At 39.3% G+C, this 13,783-nt stretch carries 12 protein-coding genes; all 12 read right to left on the bottom strand.

Annotated elements, in window-relative coordinates:
- Nucleotides 1-238 precede the first annotated feature (238 nt).
- Nucleotides 239-550: a PTS lactose/cellobiose transporter subunit IIA gene (locus CBF29_RS01830; RefSeq protein WP_126806686.1), complete on the bottom strand. Its 312-nt coding sequence runs from the start codon at nt 548-550 to the stop codon at nt 239-241.
- A gap of 44 nt (nt 551-594) precedes the next feature.
- Nucleotides 595-915: a PTS sugar transporter subunit IIB gene (locus tag CBF29_RS01835; RefSeq protein WP_126806688.1), complete on the bottom strand. Its 321-nt coding sequence runs from the start codon at nt 913-915 to the stop codon at nt 595-597.
- A gap of 171 nt (nt 916-1,086) precedes the next feature.
- Nucleotides 1,087-3,774: a sigma-54-dependent transcriptional regulator gene (locus tag CBF29_RS01840; RefSeq protein WP_126806690.1), complete on the bottom strand. Its 2,688-nt coding sequence runs from the start codon at nt 3,772-3,774 to the stop codon at nt 1,087-1,089.
- Between the two features lie 46 nt (nt 3,775-3,820).
- On the bottom strand, nt 3,821-5,005 hold the full coding sequence (locus CBF29_RS01845) for a DEAD/DEAH box helicase (protein WP_126806692.1): 1,185 nt from the start codon (nt 5,003-5,005) through the stop codon (nt 3,821-3,823).
- A 15-nt stretch (nt 5,006-5,020) separates the two neighbouring features.
- Nucleotides 5,021-6,019, bottom strand: coding sequence for a Gfo/Idh/MocA family protein (locus tag CBF29_RS01850; protein WP_126806694.1), 999 nt, complete (start codon nt 6,017-6,019; stop codon nt 5,021-5,023).
- Between the two features lie 132 nt (nt 6,020-6,151).
- A complete protein-coding gene (gene sfsA, locus CBF29_RS01855; protein ID WP_126807084.1) occupies nt 6,152-6,874 on the bottom strand; it encodes a DNA/RNA nuclease SfsA in 723 nt (240 codons plus the stop codon).
- Between the two features lie 236 nt (nt 6,875-7,110).
- Nucleotides 7,111-7,764, bottom strand: coding sequence for a flavin reductase family protein (locus tag CBF29_RS01860; RefSeq protein ID WP_245987228.1), 654 nt, complete (start codon nt 7,762-7,764; stop codon nt 7,111-7,113).
- Nucleotides 7,740-8,345 (bottom strand): alpha/beta hydrolase, encoded by a 606-nt coding sequence (locus CBF29_RS01865; protein WP_126806698.1) that lies wholly within the window; start codon nt 8,343-8,345, stop codon nt 7,740-7,742. The genes CBF29_RS01860 and CBF29_RS01865 overlap by 25 nt, the downstream gene beginning before the upstream one ends.
- Nucleotides 8,346-8,348: 3 nt before the next feature.
- On the bottom strand, nt 8,349-9,314 hold the full coding sequence (locus CBF29_RS01870) for a ring-cleaving dioxygenase (protein WP_126806700.1): 966 nt from the start codon (nt 9,312-9,314) through the stop codon (nt 8,349-8,351).
- 281 nt (nt 9,315-9,595) lie between these two features.
- A complete protein-coding gene (locus tag CBF29_RS01875; RefSeq protein WP_126806702.1) occupies nt 9,596-10,552 on the bottom strand; it encodes a glycosyltransferase family 2 protein in 957 nt (318 codons plus the stop codon).
- Between the two features lie 230 nt (nt 10,553-10,782).
- Nucleotides 10,783-11,514 (bottom strand): amino acid ABC transporter ATP-binding protein, encoded by a 732-nt coding sequence (locus tag CBF29_RS01880; RefSeq protein WP_126806704.1) that lies wholly within the window; start codon nt 11,512-11,514, stop codon nt 10,783-10,785.
- Nucleotides 11,515-13,626, bottom strand: a complete 2,112-nt coding sequence (locus CBF29_RS01885) for an amino acid ABC transporter substrate-binding protein/permease (protein WP_425469879.1) — start codon at nt 13,624-13,626, stop codon at nt 11,515-11,517. It lies immediately after the preceding gene.
- Nucleotides 13,627-13,783: the final 157 nt, after the last annotated feature.

Here is a 13,783-nt window from a genome sequence, read left to right on the forward strand (position 1 = left end):
ATCAGCAATTATTCTCCAAATGCTGCTTACAAGTTAGACTTTATTGCTGACAAAATAAGTACTGCTCAAACAGCAAAAACAACTAATGTTTTTCTTGTTTTGCAGCAACTGGCAAGATATCATTTTTCGTCAATCTGCTAATCCGTTCATTGAGTGTTCTCCTGAAATCATTTTATGAAAAAAGGATCGCCTTTTAACACCAAAAAGGATCTAACCAACTAGTCAACCTGTCCGTTGTTTAGCCGATCTTTTTATATAAGTCGATAATCTCTTTTGCCAAGTCTGTAAAAGCAATCGCAGTCATCAAATGGTCTTGACTGTGGACGGTCAATAACGTAATCGTCATTGCTTCGCCTTGGGCTTCTTTAGTAAGTAATCCGGTTTGAGAGTGGTGTGCCTGAACAAGTGATTCTTCAGCAGATTTTATTTTCTCTTCTGCTTCATCAAACTTCCCAGCCTTGGCAGCGTGTATTGCTTCCATGGCATCACTCTTGGCATTCCCAGCGTTAATGATCAAACCCATTACGGCTTCTAAATTTTCCTGCTCCATTTATTTTCCTCCATACTTAAAATAGCATCGAATAAACTATTCAACTATTCTCCAATTAATTTTAACGCTTGGTTTAATACATTCTCACCATTCATCATACCGTAATCTTTCATATCGATAACGTCTAGTGGAATTCCTTTAGGTGCTAATTTCCCTTCAAATTGCGCTTTCATAAATCTTACTTGAGGGCCTAACAACAAAACATTCACATCTTTAGATTCGATATTTTGATCGGCTTCAGAAGCTGACACAGCAAATATATCTGCTTCAAGACCCCTTGCATCTGCTGCTTTTTGCATCTTAGTGACAAGCAAGCTTGTACTCATTCCTGCGGAACATACTAACATAATTGTTTTTTTTGACATTTTTCTTCCTCCTAAACTATTATATCTTATTTATAAGCAATAAGTATGCCAACATCTTTTTAGCCAAAGACTAGAGTGGCAGTCCTTACTCTTTCATTATACTACACAAACGAAAAAAAAAGCTACACACTAATATTAAAGTGTGTAACTTCATTCTCCTTGTCGATACTTTTAGTAGAAATTTCTAACCTGATTTTCGACAAACATTTGGGCAACTAGCCCAATTTCATCTTCTGGGAACATTAGCTTGTATTTTTTTTCGATTTGCATCAACTTAGTTTTTACTACGTTGAACTCAATCCGATGGTTTCTTTTAAATTCCTCTAATTCTGTAAATGAGCGAGCTTTTTCTCCGTTTTTCAGCTTGTCTACCATAAATGCTAAATGAATCAAAATCGCTGCATCTACACCTGGCTCCACCAAAATCTTTGCATCTGTTTGAATTTCCGTCACTAGTTTTTGCAGTGACTGGAGCAATTCAGGAACAGAGGTAACAGACTTCAAAGACCCTTCAAGAGACGTGATCATTTGTTCAATCGGGATTTCCTCGGCCACAATGCGTTTGAAATCATTTAACTTTTCGCCATTAAAGATATCAAAAGCTGAAAAGAAGGGGATATTTTGATATTCAATATCTACGGTCCCTACGATGGCTTTTACATCATATTCTTCAATCAGATTGTCAATCCGTTCCCTAAAAGATTCTTTTTCTAAAAACTGAAGCTGAAAAATTTGAACTTCTTCGGTATTGACCACCGGATAGACTCGCTCATAAAGTTTTGCAGCGACACCTTCACCGGTAAAACAAGTCACGACCACCGCTTTTTTAAGTTTTTTCTTTGGTCTGAACTGATCTCGGATAATACCTTCAAACGAGCCTTGGATATTTTGATAAATATCCTCCAGCGTCCTGCCCATCCGTGCCATTCTGACAGCTTCTAAAACAATCATCGTACTGACCATAGAAATCGCCTTAGTTTTGACTCCTGTTTCTTCAAAAATCATATTGCCAAAGGTGTTTAAAGAACCCATATCTGTCAGCAGCAACATCCCGCTATGCATGTCTTTTTTATGTTCAATGACGTAATCTCTGACTTTTTCATACATCGTTTGTACTTCCATGTCCAGGGGCATGTTAAACGCGATACCATTTTCCGTCCCTAACAGTTCCTGAACTGCCTCAAGCATACTTGAAGCCGTTGATTTACCATGCATTAATAGCAGGACAGCCACTTCATTGTTCACTTTTTTCGTGGGTTCGGTTAAATCCATAGATAAAAACATGGTGATAAAACCAATCTCATCAAATGGAATCTCAATATTAAATTCTGCCTCAATGATAGCTGAAAGATCCAGCGCCACCTGAAATTCTTCACGGTAATTGATGCGAACGTCGTTTAAGTTTGGATGAACAATGATTCGATTGTCTTTGATTCTTTCTAAAGTTCCTTGAAGATGTAACGCAAACGTAAATCGGGCCTTTTCATTATATGTCCTGCCTAGTTTTTCTTCGGCAATGTCATACAATCGGTCTGTTAAAGACCATAGTTCATCAGAAATCAAGTCTCGATGAATATCATTTCTGGCTAACTCGCCAACATATGCTTCGAAAAATTGTCCCACATCTGATGCGATGATTTTTTCCAAATCTACTTCAGCCAATTCCTCTTTTGACAAACTGGTAACTTTTTTCTCTATCGCTTCATAGACATCCATATCTCTGGCAGGGTCCTGCTGCCAGACAACGTCTTGAGAGCCTGGTTCAAACGTCAGATAATGGCTGCTTTTATCAATAAAACGCTCTACCCGGTCGGGCATCTCCTTAATCTTTAACAGCCCTTTTTGGACTTGTAAAGGCAGGTCCTTCTGCTTGATTTTTAAATATTCTTCTTCATGTGTTCGATAATATAAGTAAGATTTGGCACACACCAGTTTCAAATCTCTCTTGACCTGACCAATATTCCCCTCAGCTTGATAAAGCATGAAGGCCATTATCACATCTCTTTCCACGACAATTTTTTGTCTCAGACGATCCGCCTCTTGCTTGATAAACAAGGTGACGATGTCATAGCGCTCGTCAATGGAACGATTTCTAAGGGGAGGTAAAGTAATCGACATCGGGATGCGCCGATTGAAAGTTGTCAAAAATATTTCAGAACTCTCAGTAGTAGCTCCGATAATCTGAACAGAGGCTTCATAGGTCTGAGAGCTCTCACCTAGAGGTCGATAAACTCCTTTATCGATAAACGTAAATAACATTTCTTGCCCTTCCGGCGGCAGACGATGAATTTCATCCAAGAATAAAATACCTCCGTCAGCCTTGGCCAGCAGCCCTTCACGATCTTCATCAGCCCCTGTGTAGGCCCCTTTTTTTACGCCAAAAATATGGGCAAACAACAGTTGAGGATTTTGAGCATAGTCTGCACAATTGAAAGAAATAAAAGGTGCATCTTTTTGCAAGTTGGTCGAGCTTACCGCAAAACGATACATACATTCGGCAAAAAGAGATTTCCCAGTGCCTGTTTCTCCAAATACAATCGTATGCAAGCCTTTAGGTGGGTATAAAATAGCTGCTTTCGCCTGCTGAATGCTGACCTTCAGTGAATCGTGAGCACCTACCAAATCGTCAAATGAAATTTCAAATTGCTGCGAATTCTCTCCCTCGGAAAGTTCTTCAACCACCTTAAAGATAACAGGACGCCCCTGAATTCGGTTGACACGTCCCTCTTTTGCAAGCTCATTCAAATAACGACTGACGTTGCTGCGATCCAAAGACATCTTTTCAGCTATTTCGCTGGCATCCATCCCATGTGGCTGCTGCTTTAAATACGTGAATATTTGTTCTTGCCGATTGGTCATCTTAACCCCTAACTTTCTTTTATTACTTTTATGACTTTTAACTTCTTCAGCGTTTCTTTTTTTTCTTTTTATGTTTCGTTTTTTTATTAACGACTTTGTGTTTCGTCGGCTCAGGTTTCTCAAACAGCAGCTCTCCTCCAAACAAGAACATCTCCTGTAAACCTTCTTTCACGTAGCTACTGACTTTTTTTAAATCTTTCTCTTGATGATTGCTTAAAAACGTCAAAACCGTCCCAGCCTGATTCATTCTTCCAGTCCGACCGCTACGATGTAGATACTGTGCTTGTTCGTAAGGGATGTCATAGTGGATGACATAACCCACATCTTGAAAATCCAACCCCCGGGCACCCAAATCTGTCGTTAGCAAAAAAGGAACTTTCTTTTCCTGAAACAGTCGAATGGCTCCTTGACGTTCAAACTTCGACTGATCCGACGCAAGCGTCACATTTGGTATGCCGTCATAAGTCATCTTTTCAGCAACCGCCCCCAGTTCCGACACTTCGTTGAAAAAGACGATAGCTCTCATGTCTCTGACGTGAGCTAAACTTCTAAGGGCTGCACTTCTTTTTCTTAAGGGCAACCGAAGATAGGCATGAATCACCTGCAGATTATCAGACATCTCTTTTGTCACATCGATTAAAAGAATTTCTTTCCTGATCAAATCGGTAAACATTGCTTCAATATTTTTTCCAGTAGCTGAAATGCCGATCAGCTGTGTTTCTTGCTGCAGTCTTTTTAAAATATTTTGAGCAGCATTTAATTCTGAATGCTCCAGCAATTGATCGACTTCATCTAAGACGACTGTTTTCAATAAGTGAGCTTTGATTTTTTTTTGTTGGACCAATTCGTACACACGCCCCGGCGTCCCCACCAGCACTTCCGGTTTTTCTTTTAGCCGCTCGATTTGCCGATTGATATTTGCTTGTCCTATGACCGGTTGAACATTTAAAGCCATACTTTCCAGCCACAATCTGGCAACCTCCGTGACCTGCATCGCCAGCTCTTGAGACGGCAATAACACCAGCAGTTGGTTCCCGGCACCTGCTTTTATTTTCTCAAATAAAGGCAGCAAGTAAGCCAATGTTTTTCCGGTACCTGTGGGGGAAACTCCCAGAATATTTTCTCCAGATTTTATCGGTTCATACATGTGCTGTTGAATTGCCGTGGGGGTCGTATAGCCTGATTTTTCCCACTGTGATTGCCACTCAGCTGAAAATTTATTTACATCCATTGATGACTTCCTTTGTTAGTTATTTTTATCGGCAGGAAATGTAATGTTTTCCTGAAGACGTAATTCTTCCATAATTTTGTGAACATCTTTAGTAAGTTCCAGCAATTGTTCATACTCTTTTTCGTTTTCTTGAGGATGATTGATCATATCAGCGAATACGGCTGCTTCCTCCACCATCGGATTCTCTTCTTTTGTCACTGGTATTATCTCTGTCTCATCTGTTTGTCTATGATAGATTTTGACTTCTGAGATACTGTTAACTGCGTCCAATAAAATAGTTTCCTGATAGCTGATGATTTCTGCCGGCATAAAACTCGTACTTGTTTTTCCAGTCATCATCACGACATCAAAATTAGCATACCGAAAAATAATCTGTCCAGTCCCATCAACACCAGTAGAAATTTTTCTGGCGAAATAATGAACGTTTTCCGGTACTCCAAACCATGCTACCGCAGCATACACCAAGTAGATACCTAAGTCCATCAAGGCCCCGCCTGAAAAACGTGGAGAAAATATATTAGGGTCCTCGCCAGCCAACACCGCATCATATCGAGAAGAATACTTCATGAATGTAAAATTAGCTGCAACCAGTTCTTCTTTAGGAGGCAATAACTCAGCCACCTTTTTAAAATTAGCTTCATGAATATTACGTGCTGCTTCAAAATAAAATACACCGTGCTCAGCAGCCAAAGTCACTAATTCTTCCAATTCTCCATACATCGAAACTGCCGGTTTCTCAACTATGACGTGTTTTTTATTAAGTATCGCCGCTTTTGCTTGTTCATAATGCAAGCTGTTTGGAGAGGCAATATAAACTACCTCTAATGCCGGGTCAGCCAAAAACTGCTCCAAATCTGTGAAAATATTGGTCACCTCATAGGGTTTCCCAAACTCCAACGCAGTATTTTCTTTGCGAGAATACACGCTGTGAAGCTCAAATTCTTTTATTGCTATCGCTGCTTCAACAAATTGATGCGTGATCCAATTAGTACCGATGATACCTAGATTTAACATAAAAAATCACTCCTATTCTTTTTGTCTGGCTGTCTAGTTTCTGTTTTGCTAAAGAACATCTTGTATTTCACAAATCTATTTTGGGGATTCATGCAATTTGAAGAAATCGATACTAAAAATATACTCTTCATTCTAACCAAATTTTTGAGTTAATTCAAAAGAAACCGACTGGTGCAACTGAATAAAATCTGCTCCTACTCGGCAATCATAGCCGAGAACTTGAAGACCTTCCTCCATCCCCTCAGAGACTTCTTCATAAAGTTTCCGATCAATATGGTCAGCGATTGTAAACTTTGCAATGTTTTCCATTTGAATAATGAATAACAAATAGTTGCGATAACCCTCTGTCATCAGTTGGCGCAGATGGGCCACATGCTTACTGGCTCGTTGTGAAGGCGCATCGGGAAATGCACCGATATTATTATGCTCAAGCGTTAACCCTTTGACTTCGATAATCGCTTTCTCATCTGCATCTGTTTCCAGATAAATATCAAAGCGAGAGGAGGCAAATGTTTTTTCCCGTTGCAATAACTTGATATCCCCAAGTAGCCCGGGTAATTGAATCACGCTAGTCGTTAAACCTATTTCGGCCAGCTCGTTAGGCACTTGACTGTCGATATTAACCCATCTGTCACCCTTTTTAACACTAATCAAATCGAAATCGGTCTTTCGTTGAGGACCTGGTTGGTAAGATAAGCCTACTTGAACGTTTTCTAATAAGAGCTCCTTACAACGCCCTGTATTTTTCACATGGACAGTTACCACTTCATTGGTACTGTGAAGCAGACATCTTGCCACAAAACGATTGGGACGTTCAATAAATGTCCCCAGCTCCACACGATTATAATAAACGATTACAGCCACCCCATTTCACACTTTATTATACACTAAGTAGGAAACTTCTTGTATGGCACAGCCAAAAGAAAACCAACCACTGACTTATGATAGGAGGAAATTTTAATAACAATAATACTGGCGGGCAATCAAAGCTTGGAAACCAGCTTCTAGAATATTTTTAAAATGTTTACAATATCTTTTTAATACAGAACAAGACCGCATCAGAAATAATTTTCCTCTGCGGTCTTTTTTTATTATTGGGGTCTTTCTAATTCAACTAGCTCATCGAATGAAACAGCATAGTTGGGACCTGATAAACGCCCAACGGCTTTTAATTTATCCAGTTTAAAATGTTTTTCTTTTTCATCAAAGATTTCTGATGCAAACTGAAACGCCGTCACTTTCAAAATGAACAAATCTGTGACTACAGCCTCCGAGTCCCCACTGGTAATGGGGATGTGGTTATGGAGACGGGTTTCTAAACGAAGATTTGCTTCTAAAATACCGGGCAAGCTGACTGTTTCACTGGGAACTAATGTGACATCAATGAGAGAAAGCTCGCTTTCTTCCGGAGCTAGTCGTCGAGAAGTTTCATTCATTTTCTCCAGCAAATGTTCCTCTACCAGATGGATGACTCCTTCTTTTTGATTCAGCAAATTCCGAGCGGTATCTTTCATTTCGCCTTGAACTCTCAAAATTGCAAGAGACAATAGCGGTTCTTCATTGCTGACACCCGAGAAAAAACTAAATGGTGCCAAATTTAAATTTCCTGTTTCTGAATCTTTCGTCATTATCCACGCAATTGGCCTGGGAATGATACTCCCAGAAAGAAACTTGTATTGCTCTGCCTTGCTTAATTCTTCACTGCGATAAACGTGCATCCTCATCCCTCCAGACTGTTCAGCCATTTTTGAGCACTCTCAATTTCCTTTGAATGTAGCCCATGCCCAACAGGGAGCGAAAAATCTGTCACTTGAGAGCCGCCGCTTCTAAAATAATCCAGCAGGAGTGAATAATTTTCTTCTGTCACTAAAGGATCCATGGTGCCGTGGGAAAGCCAAACACGCTGATGCTCGTTCGCCTGTACTTTTTCCAACTCCCGTAGAGACATGACGTGGAAAAATAGACCAAATTTTAATGGTGTTTCTCTTGTCAACAATAGATGAGCACCGATATTTGCCCCATTAGAATAACCGAGCAATATCATTTTAGATATCTCCAAAGAATATTCTTGGGCCAGAGTTTTGATTTCACCATGTAAATAATCTGTTTCCTCTTCTAAACTGGCTAAATCGAAGTCTCCTTCTGCACGCCTCTTAAAAAAGCGATTCATGCCATTTTCGCTGACCCTGCCTCTTAATGAGAGGATTGACGCCTCTGGCAGCAAATGTTCAGCGATTTGCACTAAGGAGTGTTCGTCCCCTCCTGTTCCATGCAATAATACCAATACAGGCTGGTCTGAAGCTTTTTTAATAAAAATATGTTCCAATGTTTATCCCTCCCATTTAGTATCAAAAGGTCGAATAGCTGCTTCGATTTCAGCTCTTTTTGGTTCTAAAAATGGTGCTAGAGACAAAATTTCTCCCATTGTTTCATAAGGCTCATCGCCCATAAATCCAGGGCCGTCAGTAGCAAATTCAAATAAAATATAACCGATGCGAACGTAAAGTGAATCAAAGTAATAACGTTCAACGTGTCCTGAATTAGGCAATCCCAAGTCATTCATTCTCTTGGTCCAGTGATTGATTGCTTCCATATCTTTGACCATCACTGCCACGTGATGCACCTCGCCAAACCCTTGACGAGCAACAGAACTCTCATTGTCAGTCACCATAATCACCGATGCGCCGTTACCGCCTTCTCCTGCTTCAAAGAGAGTTGCTGCACCTTCTGTCGCAGTCTCTTTAAAACCTAAGACATCTCTTAACCAAATTTGCATTTGATCTGGATAGTTGATTGTTATCTCCACTGGACCTAAACCTGTAATAGCAAACTCTGCTGGCACTGGACCTTTCTTCCAAGCTGTCCCTGATTTGATGCCTTCGTTATTCTCATCAGAAATCAACTGATAACGTTGATTGTCAAAATCTGTAAACTTCAAAACTTTTTTACCAAATTCTGTTTTGATTTCTTCATGGGAAACATCAAATGTATCAAAACGGTCAGCATAATAGGACAAAGCTTCATCGTTAGGTACTCGGAAACTTGTGCGTGTAATCGAATTATTCCCTTGTACTCCTTTAGGATTGTTGGGAAAGTCGAAAAACGTCATCACTGTGCCAGAAGAGCCAAGATCATCGGCAAAATACGTATGATAAGTATAAATGTCATCCTGATTTACTGTCTTCTTTACTAAACGCATCCCTAAAACTTCTGTAAAAAATTTATAATTTTTCTCTGCATCACTCGTCATCGCTGTCACATGGTGCAACCCTAATACATCAAAATTAACTGTCATTATTATCTCTTCCTCTCTTATGGATCTTACTTTATGTAAGTATAATAACTTTTATCACTTGACTAATCAACTTAAATGCTTGGAATGAAAATTATTGGGAAACATGTCAAAAATATCAATCTTTATCTGTTAAATCAAAAGCCTTTACTTTCTGATATCTAGGATATTATTTTAGGAACATACTACAAAAAGTCCGCTTCGCAAGAAATAATATAGACCAAGACACCTCTGAAAAGGCAACTTAGTCTATGCTGTCAACAAGCAAAAATTGTTTTAATCTGTTAATTTTCTTGCCCCTCTGAGGGACTGTCTTTTTCAGTTTCCTTCACCAGATAAATCGGCCTTTTTTTTGTTTCCAAAAATATTTTACCAAGATATTTTCCGATGATTCCTAAACTCAACAACTGCATGCCGCCAACAAATAAAAAAATAGAAACCATGGATGGCCAGCCAGAGGTGGGATCCCCAAAAATCAGTGCTCTAACAATAATAAAAATCAATGCAACGCCAGAAAAAAGGCATGAGAGCCCGCCGATTAATGAAGCAATATTTAATGGCACTTCAGAAAAATTAATGATGCCATTGATAGAGTAATTAAATAGTTCCCAAAAAGACCATGAGGTTTCTCCTGCTTGTCTTTCACGATTTTCAAAAGAAATATATTCTGTTTCAAAACCTACCCAACTAAAAATCCCTTTGGAAAACCGATTATATTCTGAAAGTTCTAACACTGCATCGACCATTTGCCGAGTCATTAATCTAAAATCCCTCGCACCGTCGACCATCTTTGTATCACTGACCTTGTTGATCAATTTATAAAATTGTCTGGCAAAAAAACTTCTGATTTTTGGTTCGCCTTTTCTATCTGCTCGCCGTGTCCCCACGCAATCAATCTTTTTGGTCTTCAGCAAGCCGATCATCTCCGGCAGCAATTCGGGGGGATCCTGTAAATCAACATCCATCAATGTGACCAACTCTCCCGTTGAGTGTTGCAAACCGGCATAAATTGCAGCCTCTTTGCCAAAATTCCTTGAAAAAGAAATATAGCGAACATTTTTATCTTCCTGATAAATTTCTTTGATGACTTTCAATGTATTATCTCCTGAACCATCATTGACAAAAATATATTCGAATCTGTAAGGCAGTCCTTCCCTGATTTTCTCCATCTCCTGATAAAATAAAGGGATCGATTCTTCTTCATTAAAGCAAGGTACTATAATCGATAATGTTCTAATCATTAGTGAGCGAACTCCTTTCTGTCCGATGTCTTTTAAAAGAGTAGACAAACCTGTATGGTAAGACAAAAACTCTTCTTTGCCAGTATACGTCAAGATTACTTGCAATTCAACTGACCAAAGGCTCGTAGCAAGCTACGGTTTTTTAATTATAACATCATTTTTTTCATAATAATCGCTCATCAAAAAAGCTCACCAGACAAAAAATTATCCAGCGAGCCAGTAACAAAGTTTTATAATATTTTATCTAGAAAATTTCTAGTTCTTTCATTTTTTGGTTGGCTAAAAATTTCATCTGGTGTACCAATTTCCAATATATTTCCGCTATCGATAAAAACGACACGGTCGGCAACTTCTCTGGCAAAGCCCATCTCATGGGTCACGATGACCATGGTCATGCCTTCTTCAGCAAGTTTTTTCATCACATTCAGCACATCCCCCACCATCTCTGGATCAAGAGCAGATGTGGGCTCATCAAAAAGCATAATACTAGGATTCATCGCCAAGGCACGTGCAATCGCCACACGCTGTTTCTGTCCGCCAGATAAAGATTTAGGGTAAACATCTTTTTTCTCCGCTAGACCAACTTGATCCAAAAGTTCCTCACCCTTTTTTTCTGCTTCCTGTCTGCTCATTTTATTTAAATCTACTGGAGCTAAAATAATGTTTTCCATCACAGATAGATGAGGAAACAAATTGAAGTGCTGAAAGACCATTCCGATATGCTGACGTACGGCATTAATATCGGTTCCTTTATCAGCGATATCTACACCGTCAATCACAATATGTCCGCTGGAAATTTCTTCCAGTTTATTCATACAGCGCAGAAAGGTGCTTTTCCCTGAACCAGAAGGACCTATAATACACACAACCTCTCCTTCGCTAACGGAAAGATTCAAGCCATGAAGCACTTCCTGTTCATTAAATTTTTTTGTTAAATTTTCTACAAGAATTTTTTCGCTCAACTAGTTCACCTTCTTTTCTATTACTTTGGCCAGCTTGGTCAATGCAGTAATGACAATCAAATACATGACGGCAATCATAAAATACACCAGTGTACTTTGAAGATTTCTAGCAACGATAATTTTCCCGACTTGCAGTAGTTCAATCATACCAATGGCTGACAGAATCGTTGTGTCTTTCAAAGAAATAACAAATTGATTGATAAAAGATGGGATCATGATTTTAAAAGCTTGCGGCAAAATAATGCGCCGCATGGTTCTGCCATAAGACAATCCCAAACTTCTTGACGCTTCCATTTGTCCTTTAGGAACAGCGTTGATCCCTCCCCGGACTATTTCTGAAATATAAGCACTGGCATTTAATGTAAGGGTGATCACTCCGGCCGCAAAAACTGGAATATTGAAGCCTAGCACATTAGGTAAGCCGAAATAGATAAAAAAGGCTAGGACCATCAAGGGGATTCCACGGATGATATCCACGTAAATGGTAGCAATCAGACGAAGAAAACGTTTTGGCGAAACACTAAATAGTCCTAAGACCACCCCAATAACCAATGCTAAAGCAAAAGAAATCCCTGTATTTAACAAAGTCAACCCTAGGCCATTCAAGAGTCTTTGCCAGTTGTTTTTTATCACACCGGCAAACGTTGTTTCGTCTACGGTATTTTCTATACTGCTTTCTTTGATGTATGTCCCGACGATCTTGTCGTATTCCCCTGTTCGTTTCAATTCTGCAAGTCCTGCGTTAAACATCTCAATTAACTCACTGTTTTTCCCTTTTTTGACTGCAAAACCGTAGGAACCTCCTTCTTCTCGGAGAATTGGGGTTTCTATTTCTTGTCCTTGAGCCACGCCATACCCAATCACCGGATAATCATCCATCATGGCTGCAATTTCATCGATTTCCAATGAACTGTACAATGTATCTGTGGTGTCTAGATATTTGATTTTAAAACCATATTTTTCTTTATTGTTTTCAAGAAAATCGGCACTTTCTGTCCCTATCTTTGCCCCTACGGTCTTACCTTTCAAATCTTCATAAGATTGAATGGAGGTATTGCCTTTTTTCACTGCAATTTGAATACCGCTTTGGAAATAGGCATCAGAAAAATCAAAAGACTTTTTACGTTCTTCTGTGATTGTCATCCCAGCAACAATAGCATCTGCCTGACCGGATTCCACGGATTGGACTGCTGAACTGAAACCAATAAACTGCCATTCAAGATTGAATCCTTGCATCTCAGCAATTTTTTTAAGCAAGTCAACATCGATACCCACATATTCCCCGTCGGCATTTTGAAATTCAAACGGAGCAAAGGTAGAATCGCTGGCAACAATATATGTGTCCTTCTTCGGTGTCACTTTGACCATTTCTGCGGAACTTTCCTGATCATTGCCGCTTGAAATATATTTAGCTAAAATTTTATCATACGTTCCGTCGGCCTTTAACTTTTTCAACCCGGCATTAAATTTTTCGATTAACTCTGGATTCTTCCCTTTTTTAACTGCAAAGCCGTACGAACTCCCTGTGATTTTCTCACCTGCAAACTGAAGGTTTTGATTATTGGTCACTGCGTAACCTAAGACAGGGTAATCATCCACAATAGCATCAACACCGCCATTTTCCAAAGATTGATATAATCCTGTGGCATCGTCAAAGTTTCGGATATCGTAACCATAATTTGATTTGTTTTTTTCTAAAAAGTCTGCGCTCTCTGTGCCAACTTTTGCCGCAACGGTTTTATCTTTTAAATCTTCGTAACCTTTGATTTGGTCATTTCCTTTTTTGACAGCCATTTGTATTCCACTATCGAAATAAGCATCAGAAAAATCAAAAGATTTTTTCCGTTCCTCTGTGATACTCATCCCTGCAATCATCCCGTCAATCTGATTGGATTGTACTGCCTGAATGGCACTGTCAAATCCCAAAGGTTTCAAGTTGAATTTAAACCCTTGGTCTTCTGCAATAGCATGGAGCAAATCAATGTCAATTCCGATATAGTCACCCTCAGCATCCTGAAATTCAAATGGAGCAAATGTTAAATCCGTTCCGATATCGTATGTTTTTTCTGCTGCTTGGGCGGACGGCTCCAGCTTAATTATAAAAAATGACATGACTATGATTGCCGCTGCAAGCCAGATATTCTTTCTTCTCATACATATCCCCCTTGTTTTTTAATGATAAGTAATAGTAATAATTATATACTAATATTCTTTGATAAGACAGTTTTTTCAGAAAAGAAGCAGTTGCTTTTCTAATTTTTTTCAACGT

This window comes from Vagococcus elongatus (genome assembly GCF_003987645.1).
Taxonomy (GTDB): Bacteria; Bacillota; Bacilli; order Lactobacillales; family Vagococcaceae; genus Vagococcus_A; species Vagococcus_A elongatus.